Here is an 18610-nt window from a genome sequence, read left to right as displayed (position 1 = left end):
GTCCATGTCTACCTGCCGAGTTCGTTGTCAAGTGCTGCGAAGAGTTCGTCGTCGGTCGCCAGGGCGATGTCGGAGCCGTCGGGGCCGCCGTCCACCGTCCGGAGGAGACCGCGCAGTCGCGTGGCGTACGTTCCCGCCGGGCCGTCGCCGTCCGAGGGTCCGGCGGCCGAGAGCGCGGCCTCGAGGGCGTCCAGGGCCGCCTGGACCGGGTCCGCCGCTTCACCGGCCAGCTCGCCCCGCAGGTGTTCGGCGAGAGCCTGAACGGTCGGGTGGTCGAAGACGAGCGTGCTGGGCAACCGCATTCCGGTGACGGTGTTCAGCCGGTTGCGCAGTTCGACCACGGTCAGGGAGTCGAAGCCCAGGTCCAGCAGTCCGCGCTGGACGTCGATCGTCCGCGGGGCCGGGTGGGCCAGCACGATACCGACCTGCTCCCTGACGAGGTCGAGCAGTCGCTGCCGCTGTTCCTCCGCGTCCAGGCCCGAGAGCCGTTGCGCGAGGGGGATCTCCGCCGGGGCGGAGGCTCGCCGGCCGGTGCGGGGCCCGGTGCGCACCAGGCCCCGGTACAGCTCGGGCAGAGCGTCCCCGAGGCTCCGCAGGGCCGCGAGGTCGAGGGCCACCGGTGCGAGCACCGGTGGCGCCTCGGCTCCGGCCAGGGCCGTGTCGAGGGCGGCGAGCGCCCGGGCGGCCGGCATCGGCAGGATCCCGTTGCGTGCGAGCCTGGCCCGGTCGGCACGGTCGAGGTCGTTCGCCATGCCGTCCTGCCACATTCCCCAGGCGAGGGACACGGCGGGCAGGCCCTCGGCGCGCCGGTGTCCGGCGAGCGCGTCCAGGAAGGTGTTGCCGGCGGCGTAGCCGGCCTGTCCGGCGTTGCCCACCAGACCGGCGACGGACGAGAAGAGGACGAAGTGCGTCAGCTCCAGCCCGGCGGTCAGCTCGTGCAGGTTCCAGGCGGCTGCCGCCTTCGGCCGCAGGACCCGGGAGAGGCGCTCCGGGGTCGTGGCCTCCAGCATGGCGTCCTCGACGACTCCGGCCGCGTGCACGACCGCGGTGAGCGGGTGCTCGTCCGGGATCGAAGCGAGCAGCGCGGCCAGCGCGTCGCGGTCGGCCGCGTCGCATGCCGCGACGCGTACGTCCGCGCCGAGCGCCGTCAGTTCGGCGACCAAATTCCGCGCCCCGCCTCGCCGGCTGGTGAGCAGCAGGCGACGGGCGCCGTGGGCGGTCACCAGGTGCCGGGCGACCTGGGCCCCGAGGGCGCCGGTGCCCCCGGTGACCAGCACCGTGTGCTCCGGGTCGAACGCGCCGCCGGTGTCCGGGGCCGGGTTCGGGACCTTGGCGAGCCGGGTTACGCAGGCCAGCCCTCCGCGCAGTTCGATCTGCGGCCGGGGGTCGGCCAGGGCCGCCTCGAGCAGGTCGCCGCCGGCCGGGCGGCCGTCCGTGATCACGTGCTGGAAACGTCCCGGGTGTTCCGACTCCGCGGTCCGCATCAGCCCGGAGAGCGCGCTGTGCGCCAGTTCCCCGGTGCTGACCACGGCGAGCCGCGCTCCGGCCGCCGGGTCGGTGGCGAGCCACTGCCGCAGGACCGTCAGCGTCTCCTCCGTGACCCGGCCGGTCTCCTGCGGGGTGGCCGGGCGTACCGGAAGGACGACCACGTCGGGTACGGGCGCGCCGTCCGCCGTCGAGGCCGCCAGGCCGGCGAGGTCGGCGTGGTGCCGGGCGGCGAGTCCGAGGGTGGTCCCGCCGAGGACCGCGAGGCTCATGTCACCGCCGGTGGCAAGTTCCACAGCGGCCCGCTCCACCGCGTAAACGAGCGGCTCCGAGGGGCGGGTCGGCGAGGTCCCCGCCGGCAGGGCCCGCACGGCGAGCGAGGCGACGGTGGCGACCGGCGCGCCCGTCCCGTCGGCGACGGCGACCGTGACCGTTCCGTCCGGGCGGGGTGACAGCTTGACCCGCAGGGTGCCGGTCGCGGTCCCGGTCAGCTGGACGCCGCCGAAGGAGAAGGGCAGCCGTAGTGCGGCAGGCTCCTCCAGGAGCAGCGCGTGCAGCGCGGCGTCGAACAGGGCCGGGTGCAGGGCGAATCCCTCATCGAGGTCGACGGGCAGCCGTACCTCGGCGTAGAGGTCCTCGCCCGAGCGCCATGCCGCCCGGAGGCCCTGGAAGGCGGGTCCGTAGCCGTAGCCCCGGTCGGCGAGGCGGTCGTACAGGTCCTCGACAGGCTGGGGTTCGGCGCCGGCCGGGGGCCACGGGACGAGGTCGGGGCCCAGGGTGCCGGGGACGGCGGCCACCACGGTTCCGGTGGCGTGCCGGTCCCAGACGTCGCCTTCCTGGTCCCCGCGCGAGTGGATGGCGACGGGCCTGCGGCCGTCCCCGTCAGGGCCGCCGACCGTGATCTGGAGCTGGAGCGCGCCCTCGTCGGGGAGGACCAGGGGCGCCTGGAGGGCGAGTTCCTCCAGCCGCTCGCAGCCGAGTGCGGCGCCCGCGTGGAGCGCGAGCTCGACCAGGGCCGTGCCGGGGACCAGCAGGGTGCCGGCGACGGCGTGGTCGGCGAACCAGGGGTGGCTACGGGCCGATATCCGGCCGGTGAACAGGACACCGTCGGAGTCGGCGAGCGGGACCGCGGCCCCGAGCAGCGGGTGCCGTGCGGCGTCGAGCCCGGCCGAGGTGACGTCGCCGCCGGGCCCCTCCATGAGCCAGTAGCGCCGGCGCTGGAAGGGGTAGGTCGGCAGTTCCGCTGCCGGTCCCGTGTCCTCGCCGAACAGAGCGCGCCAGTCCACCGGCACAGCCCGCACGTGTGCGTGGGCCAGGGCGGTGACGGCTGTGTGCGGCTCGGGGCGCCCGCCGCGCATCACCGGGACCAGGAGCGATCCCGCGTCGAGGAAGTCCTGCCCCATGGCGCTGAGCACACCGTCCGGGCCGAGCTCCAGGAAGGTCCGTACGCCTTCGGCCTCCAGGGCGCGGGCCGCGTCCAGGAAGCGCACGGGGCGGCGGGCGTGCCGGACCCAGTACTCGTACGTGGTCAGCTCCTCGGCGCCGGCGAGCTGCCCCGTCAGGGTGGAGACGACCGGGATGGCGGGCGCGGCGAAAGTGAGCCCCTTCGCGACCATCTGGAATTCGTCCAGCATCGCGTCCATGTGCGGCGAGTGGAAGGCGTGGCTGACGCGGAGCCGCTTGGTCCTGCGTCCCAGAGCGGAGAGTTCGGCTCCGACGGCCTCCACGGCCTCCTCGTCGCCCGAGAGCACCACGGAGGTGGGGCCGTTGACGGCGGCGATGTCCAGCAGGTCCTCCCGCCCGGCGAGCAGCGGCAGCACCTCCCGCTCCTCGGCCTCCACGGCGAGCATCGCGCCGCCGCCGGGCAGCGCCTGCATCAGCCGGCCGCGGGCCGCGACAAGCTGCGCCGCGTCCGCCAGGGAGAGGACGCCGGCGACGTGCGCGGCGGCCAGCTCACCGACGGAGTGTCCGGCGACGAAGTCCGGTCGCACGCCCCAGTCTTCGAGGAGCCGGAAGAGCGCGACCTCGGTGGCAAAGAGGGCGGCCTGCGTGAAGCCGGTCCGGTCCAGCGGCGCCGGGTCCGTGCCGAAGAGGACGTCGAGCAGCGGCTTCTCCAGCCACGGGTCGAGCTCCTCGCACACGGCGTCCAGCGCCGCGGCGTAGGCGGGGTAGGCGGTGTACAGCTCCCGTCCCATGCCGAGTCGCTGGCTGCCCTGGCCGGTGAAGAGGAAGGCCGTACGGCCTTCCACGGGGGTGCCCCGCACGGCCGGTGCCGCGCATCCGTCGACCGCTTCGGTGACCGTGGAGGCCACCACGACGGCGCGGTGCGGCAGTCCGGCCCGTCCGAGAGCCAGGGTCCGGCCCGCCGACGCCAGGTCTCCACGCGCGGCGCCGGCGAGGGCAGCGCCCACCCGGTCCGCCTGCGCGAGCAGAGCCGCGTCGTTGTGCGCGGACAGCGGCAGGGGCACGACCGGCATCGGCGCGGCGGGCGGGGCCACCCCCTCGGCCGGCGTCTGCTCCACGATGACGTGGGCGTTGGTACCGCTGATGCCGAAGGAGGACACGCCCGCCCGGCGCGACCGGTCGGACTCGGGCCACGGCACCGCCTCGGTGAGCAGTTCGACCGCCCCGGCGGACCAGTCCACGTGCGGGCTGGGCTCGTCGATGTGGAGGCTCCTGGGGAGCACCCCGTGCTCCATCGCCATGACCATCTTGATGACCCCGGCCACGCCGGCGGCGGCCTGGGAGTGTCCGATGTTGGATTTCAGGGAGCCCATCAGGAGGGGCGCCGTACGCTCCTGCCCGTACGTGGCGAGTACGGCGCGGGCCTCGATCGGGTCGCCCAGCGTGGTACCGGTGCCGTGGGCCTCCAGTGCGTCGACGTCCGCGGTGGTCAGGCCCGCGTTGGTCAGGGCCTGGCGGATCACCCGCTCCTGCGAGGAGCCGTTGGGGGCGGTGAGGCCGTTGCTCGCACCGTCCTGGTTGACGGCGGTTCCCCGGATCACGCCGAGGACCCGGCGGCCGTTGCGCCGGGCGTCGGAGAGCCGTTCCAGCAGGAGGATTCCGGCGCCTTCGGCCCAGGCCGCCCCGTCCGCCCGGGCGGAGAAGGACTTGCACCGGCCGTCCGGTGCCAGGCCGCGCTGCCTGCTGAACTCCACGAACAGAGTGGGCGCAGCGAGGACGGTCACCCCGCCGGCCAGGGCCAGCCCGCACTCACCGTTCCGCAGCGCCTGGGCGGCGAGGTGGAGGGAGACGAGGGAGGAGGAGCAGGCGGTGTCGACGGTGATCGCCGGTCCCTGGAGGCCGAAGGTGTAGGCGACTCGGCCGGAGGCGACACTGACCGTGCTGCCGACCGACAGGTAGCCCTCCAGGGCCTCGGGGGCGTCCTTCAGGCGTGCCGCGTAGTCGTTGGCCATGACACCGGCGAACACCCCGGTCCGGCTGCCCTTGAGTGAGGCCGGGTCGATGCCCGCGCGTTCGAATGCCTCCCAGCAGATCTCCAGCAGCAGGCGCTGCTGCGGGTCGATGGCGGTGGCCTCACGGGCGCTCACCCCGAAGAGCTCGGGGTCGAACTGCGGTGCGTCGTAGAGGAACCCGCCGTGCCGGGTGTACGAGGTGCCCATGTGGTCGGGGTCCGCGTCGTACAGGCCGTCCAGGTCCCAGCCGCGGTCGTCCGGGAACGGGCCGATGGCGTCCCGCTCGTCGGACAGCAGCGCCCACAGCTCCTCCGGCGAGCTGACCTCGCCCGGATAGCGGCAGGCCATCGCGACGATCGCAATCGGCTCGTCGGAGGCGTCGACGGCCGGTTCGGCCTCGGCCTGTGCGGCGGCCCGGCCGAGCAGCTCGGTCCGCAGAAAACCGGCCAGTTCGACCGTACTCGGGTGGTCGAACACCAGCGTCGCGGGCAGCTTCAGACCTGTGGCCGCGTTCAGCCGGTTGCGCAGTTCCACCGCCTTGAGCGAGTCGAAGCCCAGCTCGTTGAAGGCCCGGTCGGGCGCGACCTGGCCGGCGTCGGTGTGCCCCAGCACGGAGGCCACCACGCCGCGGACCAGCTCCAGCAGCGCGCGCTCCTGGTCCTGGGGGGCCATGGACGCCAGGCGTTCCCGGAGGGAGTTCCCGCCCGCCCGCTCGCCGGCGGCGGTGCGCTGCGCTGGGCGCACCAGGCCGTCGAAGATCGCGGGCAGGGTGCCGTCCTCGCGCCGGGCCCGCAGTCCGGTGTGGTCGAGCAGCGCCGGGACGAGCGCCGGGCGGCGGGTCGCGAGGGCCGCGTCGAACAGCGCAAGCCCCTGTTCGCTGCCGAGTGGGGCGATGCCGCCCCGGGCCATGCGGGCGAGGTCGGCGTCGGTCAGGTGACCGGTCATCCCGCTGCCCTCGGCCCACAGACCCCAGGCCAGCGACGTACCGGGCAGGCCGAGGGTCTGGCGGTGGTGCGCCAGGGCGTCCAGATAGGTGTTGGCCGCGGCGTAGTTGGCCTGCCCCGCCGTGCCGACCGTACCGGCGAGCGAGGAGAACAGGACGAACGCGTCCAGGTCCAGGTCGGCCGTCAGCTCGTGCAGGTGCCGGGCGGCGTCGACCTTGGGACGCAGTACGTCGTCGAGCTGCCGGGCAGTGAGGGCGTGCAGCGTGCCGTCGTCGAGGACACCGGCGGTGTGCAGGACGGCGGTGAGCGGGTGCTCCGAGGGAATCGTGTCCAGCAGCGCGGCGACCGCCGTGCGGTCGGCAGTGTCGCAGGCGACCACGGACACCGCGGCTCCGTGGGCGGCGAGTTCGGCCTCCAGCTCCGGCATGCCCGCCGCGTCCCGGCCGCGGCGGCTCACCAGCAGCAGGTGCCGTACGCCGTGGGCGGTGACGAGGTGGCGGGCGAACAGCCGGCCCAGGGTGCCGGTGGCGCCCGTGACGAGCACGGTGCCCTCGGGGTCCAGGGCGGGCACGGTGTCGTCGCCAGCCGTGGGCGAGGTGACCAGCCGGGGTACGAGCAGCGCCCCGTCGCGCAGGCTCACCTGCGCGTCCGGTACGGCCAGCGCGCGGCCGAGCTCGGCCTCGGAGACGTCCCAGTCCGTCAGGTCCAGCAGCCCGAACCGGCCGGGGTGCTCGGCCATGGCGGTCCGCACCAGCCCCCAGACGGGAGCGGAGCCGAGTCCGGCCTCCGTGCGCGCGGTGGTCGCGTCGCGGGTCACGAAGACCAGGCGCGAATCGGCGAACCGCTCCTCGGCGAGCCACTCCTGGGCCAGCCGCAGAGCCCGGTGGACCACGGCGCCGGGGCCGTCCTCACCGGAGAACGGGACCACCACGATCGGCGGGGCACCGACCGTGCCGGCGAGGTCCGGGTAGTTGCCCAGAGGGGCCGGCAGACCGTGACCGGCGGCGCCGACGACGGCCCACCCGGTGGCCGGAGCGGCCTCCGGGGCGGTCGTCCACTCCACCTGGAGCAGCGGCCGGCGGGGCGCGCCCGAGCCGGCGATCCGCGCGGGGTCCACGGCCCGCAGGCCGAGCGTCCTCACCGACGCGATCGGCGCACCGCTCGCGTCGGCGAGGGAGAGAGCGGCGCCCGAGCCCTCCGGGGTGATCCGTACGCGCACCCCGCCGGCGTCCACCGCGTACAGCCGAACGCCGGTCCAGGAGAACGGCAGCGCCAGGTGGCCGTCCTCCGCGAGCGCCAGCGGGTGCAGGGCGGCGTCGAGGAGGGCCGGGTGGATCCCGAACTCGCCCGGGGCGACGCCCTCCGGCAGCGCGACCTCGGCGAACATCTCCCGGCCGGCGCGCCACAGCGCCCGCAGGCCCTGGAAGGCGGGCCCGTACTGGAAGCCTCGCTCGGCGAGCGTGTCGTAGGCCGCCGTCAGGTCGACCGGTTCGGCGCCGGCCGGGGGCCACGGGGTGCCGGCCTGTACTGCCGGACCTTCCTTCGCGTGGCCCAGTACGCCGGTGGCGTGCAGGGTCCACGGGTGGACGGCGGCGGCGTCGGGCTCGGATTCCGGGCGGGAGTGCACGGACAGCGCGCGTCGGCCCTCCTCGTCCGGGGCGTCGACCACGACCTGGAGCTGGACTCCGCCACGGCCGGCCAGCACCAGGGGGGCCTGGAGGGTCAGCTCGTCGAGCTCGTCGAGGCCGGTGTGGTCACCCGCCCGGATGGCGAGGTCCACGAAGGCGGTACCGGGGAGCAGCACGGTGCCGGCCACGGCGTGGTCCGCGAGCCAGGGCTGCGTGGTCAGGGAGATCCTGCCGCTGAGGACCAGCTTGTCCTGGTCGGCCGTCCAGAGCGCGGCGCCGATGAGCGGGTGCCGCTCGGCGGCCATGCCGAGCCCGCCCGCGTCCCCGGCCGACGCCGGGCCCTCCAGCCAGTGGCGCCTGCGCTGGAAGGGGTAGGTCGGCAGGTCGACGACCGCGCCGGGCCCGCCGACCACCGCGGTCCAGTCGATCGGGGCGCCCGAGACGTGGGCCTGCGCGGCGGAGGCGAGGAAGTCGTCGATTCCACCCTCGTCACGGTGGAGCGAGGGCACGGTGACGGCACTGTCGTACGGCGTATCGTCGATCGTCTCCTGGAGCGCGACGGTCAGCACCGGGTGGGCGCTGGCCTCGATGAACACGCGGTGGCCCTGTGCGAGCAGGGTCCGGGTGGCCTCCTCCAGCCGGACGGTTTGGCGCAGATTGCTGAACCAGTACGAGCCGTCGAGCTCCGTGCCGTCCAGCTGCTGCCCGGTGACGGTGGAGAGGAAGGGCACATCGACGGCGCGCGGGGTGAGCGAGGACAGGGCCTCGAGTAGCTCGTCCCGCACGCTGTCCACGTGCGCGGAGTGGGAGGCGTAGTCGACCGGGATCCGCTTGGCGCGCAGGCCGTTGGCCTTGCAGTGGGCGACCAGCTCCTCCAGGGCGGTCACCTCTCCGGCGACCACCACGGAACGCGGACCGTTGTGCGCGGCGATGTCGATCGCGCCGTCCCACCGCGCGACGAGCTCACCCACCTCACCCGCAGGCAAGGCCACCGAGACCATCCCACCCGTACCCGCCAGCCGCACGATCGCTCGACTGCGCAACGCCACGACCTTCGCCGCGTCCTCCAGCGACAACGCCCCCGACACCACCGCAGCCGCGATCTCACCCTGCGAATGCCCCACCACCGCATCCGGCTCCACACCCACCGAACGCCACAACGCCGCCAACGACACCATCACCGCCCACAACGCCGGCTGCACCACGTCCACCCGATCCAGACCAGGCGCACCCTCCACACCCCGCAACACATCCAGCAACGACCACCCCGTGAACGGCACCAACGCCCGCTCACACTCCCCCAGACGAGCAGCGAACACCGGCGACACCTCCACCAGCCCCACCGCCATACCCCGCCACTGCGACCCCTGACCCGGAAACACGAACACCGTCGTGCCCGGACCGGTGACGGTGCCCCGCACCAGGTTCGGCGCGGGCCCGCCCGAGGCCAGCGCGTCGAGACCGGCGAGCAGTTCGTCGTGGCCGGCGCCGGAGACCGCCGCCCGGAAGGGGAGGTGCGGGACGCGCGTGGCGAGAGCCGACGCCACCCGTGCCGGGTCGACGGTCTCCGGGGCCATCAGCTCGCGCACCTGGCCGGCGCGCGCCGCCAGGGCCGCCTCGCTCTTCGCCGAGACCACCAGCGGAAGCCCCGCCACCACCGGCTCGCCGGCCGCGGCGGGCTCGGGGCCCTGCTCCAGGACCACATGGGCGTTCGTACCGCTGATACCGAACGAGGACACGGCCGCGCGGCGCGGACGCGCCACCTCCGGCCACGGCCGGCGCTCGGTGACCAGCTCCACCGCACCCGCCGACCAGTCGACGTGGGGTGTGGGCTCGTCCACGTGCAGCGTCGGCGCGAGCTCCCCGTGGCGCATCGCCATCAGCATCTTGATGATGCCCGCGACACCCGCGGCGGCCTGCGTGTGACCGATGTTCGACTTGACCGAACCCAGCCGCAGGGGCTCCTCGCGTTCCTGGCCGTAGGTGGCGAGCAGCGCGTTGGCCTCGATCGGGTCACCGAGCCGGGTGCCGGTGCCGTGCGCCTCGACCGCGTCCACCTCGTGCGGGGCGAGACGGGCGTTGGCGAGGGCCTGGCGGATGACGCGTTCCTGCGAGGGCCCGTTGGGGGCGGTGAGGCCGTTGCTCGCACCGTCCTGGTTGACCGCGGAACCCCGGATCACCCCCAGCACGGTGTGTCCGAGCCGCTGGGCGTCCGACAGCCGCTCCAGCACCAGCATGCCCGCGCCCTCGCCCCAGCCCGTACCGTCCGCCGACGCCGCGAACGACTTGCAGGTCCCGTCCGGCGACAGACCGCGCTGACGCGAGAACTCGACGAAGGTCGTCGGCGTGGACATCACGGTGACCCCGCCGGCCAGTGCCATCGAGCACTCGCCCTGGCGCAGCGCCTGAGCGGCCAGGTGCACCGCCACCAGGGAGGACGAACACGCCGTGTCCAGCGTCACCGCCGGTCCTTCCAGACCGAACGTGTAGGCCACCCGGCCCGACAGGACACTGGAGATCGTGCCCGTCAGCAGATGCCCCTCGAAACCCTCCGGCGCACGTCCCAGCCGCGACCCGTAGTCGTTGTACATCACACCCGCGTAGACACCGGTCGAAGTGCCGCGCAGCGATGCGGGGTCGACTCCCGCACGCTCCAGCGCCTCCCAGGCGACCTCCAGCAGCACCCGCTGCTGCGGGTCGGTCGCGATCGCCTCACGCGGACTCAGGCCGAAGAACTCGGCGTCGAAGTCGGCGGATCCGTAGAGGAATCCGCCCTTGCGGGTGTACGACGTGCCGGTCTTGTCGGGGTCCGGGTCGTAGAGGCTCTCCACGTCCCATCCTCGGTCGGCCGGGAACTCGTCGATCGCGTCCCGGCCCTCCGCGACGAGCCGCCACAGGTCCTCCGGCGAGGAGACTCCGCCCGGATAGCGGCATCCCATACCGACCACGGCGATCGGCTCGTCCGTTCCCTGGGCGTGGGCGGCCACCGACGGGACGACGGCCGTCCCGGTCTCGTCGAGCCGGTCCAGCAGGAAGTCCGCCACCGCCCGGGGCGATGGGTAGTCGAACACGAGGGTGGTGGGCAGGCGCAGCCCGGTCACCGCGCTGAGCCGGTTGCGCAGTTCGACACCCGTGAGGGAGTCGAAGCCGATGTCCATGAACGCCTTGACCGGGTCGATGCCGGCGTCGGCCCCGTGCCCGAGGACCAGCCCCACGGTCTCCCGTACGGTCCGGAGCACGGCCTGGGCCCGCTCCTCCGCGCCCAGCGCGTTCAGCCGCCCGGCCCACGACGAGCCGGCGCCGGCGGTGGCGGCCTGCCGGCGGCGGACGCGGACCAGGCCGGTGAACAGTTCGGGGAGCGTGTTCTCAGCGGCACGGGCCCGCAGGGCGCGCAGGTCGAGTTCGGCGGGGACCAGCAGCGGCTCCGTCGAGGCGAGCGCCGCGTCGAAGAGGTCGAGGCCCAGTTCCGGGGTCAGCGGGACGATCCCGTTCCGCCTCCACCGCGCGACATCGGCGTCGGCGAGGGTCGCGGCCATGCCGTCGGCGCTGTCCCACAGGCTCCACGCGAGGGAGGTGGCGGGCAGGTTCCGGGCGCGGCGGTGCTGGGCGAGGGCGTCGAGGAAGGTGTTCGCGGCGGCGTAGTTGGCCTGGCCGGCGTTACCGATGAGACCCGCGATGGACGAGAACATCACGAACGAGGCGAGGCCGTGGGACTCGGTGAGGCGGTGGAGGTTCCAGGCCGCGTCCACCTTCGGACGCATCACGCGCTCCAGCTGACCGGCCGACAGCGAGGCGACCGTCGTGTCGTCCAGGACACCCGCCGTGTGCACCACGGCGGTCAGCGGACGCTCGGCCGCGACCTCGTCCAACAGTCCGGCCAGCGCGCCGGGGTCCGACACGTCACAGGCCGCCACGCGCGCCCGTGCGCCCGCCTCCGCCAGCTCCGCCACGAACTCGGCGGCCCCCGGCGTCCCATCCCCGCGACGCGACACCAGCAGCAGGTGCCGGGCACCGTGATGCGTCACCAGGCGGCGCGTCACCAGCCGGCCCAGCGTACCCAGAGCACCGGTCACCAGGACCGTGCCCTCCGGGTCGAGATCCTCCGCCACGCCCGCCGCGACACCCTCGGCACGCGTCAGGCGCGGCACGAACAGCGCGCCGCCGCGCACCGCCACCTCGGGCTCACCCGACGCCAGCACGGTGGGCAGCAGCTCCGCCCCGCCCTCGTCGACGTGGACGAGGACCAGCCGGCCGGGCTGCTCGGTCTGCGCGGTGCGGATCAGGCCCACGAGCGGGGCCGTGTGCAGCGCGCCGTCCGGGACGACGAGGACGAGGCGGCTGTCCGCGAACCGCGGGGCGACCAGCCACTCCTGCACCGTCTCCAGCCCACGCGAGGCGGTGGAGTGGGTCCGGTCGAGTACGTCACCGATGCCGTCGTGGACGAGTTCCCGCTCGCCGATCACCACGAACTCCGGCACATCTGATCCGGCGTCGAGCGCGGCGCCGAGGGCGGCGAGGTCGGCGTAGGGCGCCTCGCCCAGCCGGACCCACCGCCGTCCGGCGACCGGCTCGGCCGCCGGGACGGGCTCCCAGGCCATCCGGTACAGGGACTCCGCGGCCGGGCCGGCGACGGCGATCCGGTCGCGGGCGACCGGCCGCAGGGTGACCGACTCGATGGTGGCCACCGGAGCGCCGGCACCGTCGGCGAGAGCGAGACGGGCCGTGTCCTGTCCGGTCCGGGTCCAGTGGACCCGCACCACCGTGGCGCCGACCGCATGCGGCGCGAAGCCCGCGAACGAGAACGGCAGTCGGATCGTGGTGTCGTCCTGCGCCGAGGCCGCGGCCTCCAGCACGAGCGGGTGCAGGACCGCGTCGAGCAGGGCGGGATGCACCCCGAAGCGCGCGGCTCCCGGATGGAGCTGCTCGGGCAGGACGGCCTCGGCGAACAGGTCGTCACCGGCGCGCCAGGCGGCACGCAGCCCCTGGAAGGCCGGCCCGTAGCCGTAGCCCAGGTCGCCGAGGCGGTCGTAGACGCCGTCGAGCGGGACGGGCGTGGCGCCTGCTGGGGGCCAGGCCTCCAGGGAGACACCCGGCGAGGGGACGGCGGAGGTGAGCAGGCCGGTCGCGTGGACGGTCCACTGCTCCTCACCGGTCCGTGCGTACACGGTGAACCGGCGGTCACCCCGCACGTCGGCCCGGTCGACGGTCAGCCGCAGCTGAGCGCCCGTCGTCCCCGGGAGAGCCAGGGGGGCCTGGAGGGTGAGCTCCTCGACGCCTGCGTATCCCAGCTGTTCGGCCGCGGCGCCCGCGAGTTCCAGGAAAACCGTCCCCGGTACCAGGACCGTCCCCCCGATCGCGTGATCGGCCAGCCACGGGTGCGAGGACGACGAGACCGAAGCCGAGAACTGGACCGCGTCACCGTCCGGCTCCGTGATCACCGCTGCCAGCAGCGGGTGATCCACAGCCGTCAGACCCAGACCCGCCGCGTCACCGTAGCGCGGCGCGTCCAGCCAGAAGCGTTCGCGCTGGAAGGCATAGGTCGGCAGCTCCACCACACCGGAGCCCGGCAGGAACCGCTCCCAATCCACACCCGCGCCGTGTGCGTGCACAGCGCCCAGGGCGGCGAGCAGGGAACGCTTCTCGGGACGGTCCTTGCGCAGCACCGGAACCGTGACGACGCCCTCGGCGCCGTCCAGGCACTCGCCCGCCAGAGCCGCGAGCGTCCCGTCGGGGCCCAGCTCCACGAACGCCGTCACACCGAGACCGGCCAGCGTGGCGATGCCGTCGGCGAAACGGACCGCCGAACGGGCCTGCACGGCCCAGTACTCGGGAGTGAACTCCTCGACCACCTCACCGGTGACGTTCGAGACGACCGGGATCCGGGGAGCCGAATGGGTCAGGGTCCGGGCGATCTCGGTGAGCTCCGCCAGCATGCCGTCCAGGTGCGCGGAGTGGAAGGCGTGGCTCACCTTCAGCCGTGTGGCCCGCACGCCCTCCCCGCGCGCCAGCTCCAGGACGTCGAGCACGGCCGTCTCGTCACCCGAGATCACGGTGGCGGCGGGGCTGTTGACCCCGGCCACCTCCACCCCGGAACGGCCCTCCAGCCACCCGGCGACGCGCGCCTCCCCCGCGTTCAGGGCGGCCATCGTCCCGCCCTCGGCAACACCCTCCATCAGACGCGCCCGCGCGCACACCAGACGCGCGGCGTCCTGGAGCGACAGCACACCCGCCACATGGGCCGCCGCCAGCTCACCCACCGAATGACCCACCAGATAGTCCGGGGTCACCCCGTAACGGGTCAGCAGACGGAACAGGGCCACCTCGACCGCGAACAACGCCGGCTGGGTGTAGAGGGTCCGCCGCAGCAGCTCCGGCTCACCCTCGATCACTTCGGCGAGCGAACGGTCCAGGTGGACGTCCAACGCCTCCGCGACCTCGTCGAACGCAGCCGCGAACACCGGCTCCGCCGCGTACAGCTCACGGCCCATGCCCACCCGCTGACTGCCCTGCCCCGAGAACAGGAACGCCACCGGGCCCGCCGATGCGGCCTCACCCGGAGTCAACGCCCGCAGGGCGCCGAGGAGTTCCTCACGGGTCTCCCCCACGACCACCGCGCGGTGGGCGAATCGGGCACGTGACACGGCCAGCGCACGGCCCACGGCCGCGGCGTCCAGCTCCGGCCGTTCCTCCAGGTACGACACCAGCCGTTGCGCCTGCTCCGACAGAGCGGCCCGCGACCTGCCCGACACCACCCACGGCACCGGTCCCGGCACCGCCACCGGGGCTTCGATCTCCGTCACCTGCTCGACGATGAGGTGTGCGTTGGTACCGCTGATGCCGAACGACGAGACGGCTGCCCGGCGCGGGCGACCGCGCTCCGGCCACTGCTCGGCCCGCGTCAGCAGCTCCACCGCGCCGGCCGACCAGTCGACGTGCGGGGTCGCCTCGTCCACGTGCAGCGTCGCCGGGAGCACCCCGTGCCGCATGGCCATGACCATCTTGATCACGCCCGCGACACCCGCCGCGGCCTGCGTGTGACCGACGTTCGACTTCAGCGAGCCGAGGCGGAGCGGCTCCTCGCGGTCCTGGCCGTAGGTGGCCAGGAGCGCCTGCGCCTCGATCGGGTCGCCGAGCCTGGTGCCCGTGCCGTGCGCCTCCACCGCGTCCACCTCGGACGCCGACAGGCGGGCGTCGGCCAGCGCGGCGCGGATGACCCCCTCCTGCGCGGGCCCGTTCGGGGCCGTCAGGCCGTTGCTCGCCCCGTCCTGGTTCACGGCGGAACCACGGATCACCGCGAGCACCCGGTGCCCGTTGCGTTCCGCGTCCGACAACCGCTCCAGCACCAGCAAGCCCACGCCCTCGGCCCAGCCGGTACCGTCCGCCGACGACGAGAACGCCTTGCAACGCCCGTCCGGCGACAGCCCGCGCTGCCGGGAGAACTCCACGAACATGCCGGGCGTGGCCATGACGGACACACCGCCGGCCAGCGCCATGGAGGACTCGCCCTGGCGCAGCGACCGCGCGGCGAGGTGGAGCGCGACGAGTGAGGACGAGCAGGCGGTGTCGACCGTCACCGCCGGGCCTTCGAGACCGAAGGTGTAGGCCAGCCGACCCGAGGCCACACTGGCGGTGTTGCCCGTCAGCAGGTAGCCGTCGTGTCCGCCGGACGGCTCGTGCAGCCTCGGCCCGTACTCCTGCGCCGTGGCGCCCACATACACACCGGTTCGGGTGCCGCGCAGCGCGGCGGGGTCGATGCCCGCCTGCTCCAGAGCCTCCCAGGCCGTCTCCAGCAGCAGCCGCTGCTGGGGCTCCATCGCCGCCGCCTCCCGGGGGCTGATGCCGAAGAACTCGGCGTCGAACCGGTCCGCGTCGTGCAGGAAGCCGCCCTGGGTGGCATAGGTCGTGCCGGGGCTGTCCGGATCGTCGGTGAAGAGCGCGTCGAGGTCCCAGCCCCGGTTGGCCGGGAATGCGCCGATCGCGTCGACCTCGTCGCTGACCAGGTTCCACAGGTCCGCGGGGGAGGCGACCCCGCCCGGCAGCCGGCACGCCATGCCCACGATCGCGATCGGCTCGTCGAGCGCCACGGCCTCGTAGGCGTCGCCGTCCAGGCCCTGGTCCTGGCCTTCGTACAGGTCCTCGTACAGCTCCCCGTCCGGTTCCTCGGCCAGGTCCGGGAGCTGAGTGCCGAGGTGTGCGGCGAGTACGGCCGGGGTCGGGTGGTCGAAGAGGAGGCCGGTGGGCAGCGACAGCCCGGTGGCCCTGTTCAGCGCGTTCCGGAGCTCGACGGACGAGACGGAGTCGAAGCCCAGGTCCTTGAAGGTCGTGTCGATGTCGACGTCACGCGCCGAGCCGTGGCCGAGCGCCGCCGCCGCGTGCGCACGCACCAGCTCCAGGGCGTCGCCGCGCGGCGCCGACCTCTTCCGGCCGCTCCGCCGTGCCACGGCGGTCCGGACCGGGGCCGGCCCGGCCGCCGGGCCCTCCAGCCAGTAGTGCTCACGCTGGAAGGCGTACGTGGGCAGATCCACCAGCCCCGGACCCGGCAGCAGACGCTCCCAGTCCACCTCCACGCCGTTGGCGTGCGCCTCCGCGACCGAGGTCAGGAAACGGTCCTGCCCCCCGTCGTCGCGGCGCAGCGATCCGACGACGACGGCGCCGCCGACTCCGGCCTCCTCGGCCGTGTCACTGAGGGCCGAGGTGAGCACCGGGTGGGTGCTGACCTCGATGAAGACGTGATGCCCGTCGTCGAGCAGAGCGCGGGTGGCCTCCTCCAGCCGGACGGTTTGGCGCAGGTTGCTGAACCAGTACGAGCCGTCGAGCTCCGTGCCGTCCAGCTGCTGCCCGGTGACGGTGGAGAAGAACGGGATGTCACCCCCACGCGGCGTGACATCGGCCAGCAGTTCCCGCAGCTCGTCCCTCAGCAGGTCGACGTGGGCGGAGTGGGAGGCGTAGTCGACCGGGATGGTGCGGGCACGGTACCCCTCGGCCTCACCGCGCTCGACGAGGTCGGCCAGGGCCTCCGGGTCGCCGGAGACGACCGTGCTCCGGGGACCGTTGTGCGCGGCGATGTCGATCGCGCCGTCCCACCGCGCGACGAGCTCACCCACCTCACCCGCAGGCAAGGCCACCGAGACCATCCCACCCGTACCCGCCAGCCGCACGATCGCCCGACTGCGCAACGCCACGACCTTCGCCGCGTCCTCCAGCGACAACGCCCCCGACACCACCGCAGCCGCGATCTCACCCTGCGAATGCCCCACCACCGCATCCGGCTCCACACCCACCGAACGCCACAACGCCGCCAACGACACCATCACCGCCCACAACGCCGGCTGCACCACATCCACCCGATCCAGACCAGGCGCACCCTCCACACCCCGCAACACATCCAGCAACGACCACCCCGTGAACGGCACCAACGCCCGCTCACACTCCCCCAGACGAGCAGCGAACACCGGCGACACCTCCACCAGCCCCACCGCCATACCCCGCCACTGCGACCCCTGACCCGGAAACACGAACACCGTCCTACCGGGGCCTCCCGGTACCGCACGGCCCGTCACCACACCAGCCGCGGGCAGCCCCTCGGCCAACGCCCGCGCACCCGCCAGCAGTTCGTCGGGGGTCTGCCCCACGACCACCGCACGGTGATCGAATCGGGCACGCGACGCCGCGAGCGAGCGGCCCACCGCCTCGGCGTCCAGCTCCGGCCGCTCCTCCAGGTACGACACGAGCCGCCCGGCCTGGCCGGCCACGGCTTCGGCCGACCTGCCCGACAGCACCCACGGCACCGCACCCGTGCCGGACGCGGCGGCAGGCGGACCCTCCGCAGGCCCGGTGCGCCAGTCCGACAGCACGACGTGGCAGTTCGTACCGCCCACGCCGAACGAGCTGACGCCTCCGTAGAGCGGTTCGTCCGGCCGCGGCCACGCCTCGACGCCGCGCTGCACGGCCAGCTTCAACGCGTCGAAGGGGATGCCGGGGTTCGGGGTCTCGAAATTGAGGCTCGGCACGAGCTCGCGGTGACGGATGCAGAGCGCCGCCTTCAGCAGGCCGACGATGCCGGCGGCACCCTCCAGGTGCCCGACGTTCGTCTTCACCGATCCGACCCGCAGTGCGGCTCCGTCCGCGCGGCCGTCGCCGAGCACCGCGCCCAGAGCCGACGCCTCGATCGGGTCCCCCACTTTGGTGCCCGTGCCGTGCAGTTCGACGTACTGGACCTGCTCGGCGGCCACGCCGGCACGCCGGTACGCCTGCCGCAGGACCTCCTGCTGGCCGGCCGAACTGGGCACGGTGAGGCCCTCGGTGGTCCCGTCGTTGTTCATCGCGCTGCCGCGCAGCACGCAGTAGACCGGGTCCCCGTCCGCCACGGCGGCGTGCAGTGGCTTGAGCAGGACGAACGCGCCGCCCTCACCGCGTACGTATCCATTCGCCCTCGCGTCGAACGTGAAGCTGAGGCCGTCCGGTGACAGGGCGCCGAGCCGCTCGGCGCTGGTGGTGCTGTCCGGCACCAGGTTGAGGCTGACCCCGCCGGCCAGGGCCATGGTGGACTCGCCGCGGCGCAGGCTCTCGGCCGCCAGGTGCACGGCGACCAGTGAGGAGGACTGGCCGGTGTCCACGGCCGCGCTCGGCCCGTGCAGACCCAGGGTGTAGGAGATCCGGTTGGCGATGACACCACGGTTGAGACCGGTCAGGGTGTGGCGGGTGACGCCGTCGCCCGCGTGCTGACGCGTGAGCGCGGCGTAGTCGTCGGCGATGACACCGACGAAGACACCGGTCCGGCTGTCGGCGAGCGCGGACGGGACGATCCTGGCGTCCTCCAACGCCTCCCAGGCCAGCTCCAGCATCAGCCGCTGCTGCGGGTCCATCGACGCCGCCTCACGCGGGCTGACGCCGAAGAAGCCCGCGTCGAAGCCGCTGACGTCCTCCAGGTAGCCCCCCGGCCGGGAGGGCAGTCCGGGGCGCCCCGCCGGTGGCGCGCCGATCGCACTGCGGCCCTCGCGCAGCAGCCGCCACAGTTGCGCGGGGTTCTCCGCGTGCGGCAGTCGGCAGGACATACCGACGACGGCGATCGCCTCGGCCGATATCGACGTGTCAGCTTGGAATTCAACCATGGTCGAGTACGCCCTACCTATTGATC

At 73.9% G+C, this 18610-nt stretch carries 1 protein-coding gene; it reads right to left on the bottom strand.

Annotated features, from left to right (window positions below; all coding sequences use genetic code 11):
* Positions 1-8 precede the first annotated feature (8 nt).
* Positions 9-18584, bottom strand: coding sequence for a type I polyketide synthase (locus tag LK06_RS25670; protein ID WP_086083503.1), 18576 nt, complete (start codon positions 18582-18584; stop codon positions 9-11).
* Positions 18585-18610: the final 26 nt, after the last annotated feature.

The organism is Streptomyces pluripotens, assembly GCF_000802245.2.
GTDB lineage: Bacteria > Actinomycetota > Actinomycetes > Streptomycetales > Streptomycetaceae > Streptomyces > Streptomyces pluripotens.
Note: the sequence above shows the minus strand (reverse complement) of the source record. Positions and strands in the feature narration are given on the sequence as shown.

Coding starts and splice junctions, on each gene's coding strand:
- LK06_RS25670 (WP_086083503.1), bottom strand. CDS start 18,584: ATGGTTGAATTCCAAGCTGACACGTCGATATCGGCCGAGGCGATCGCC.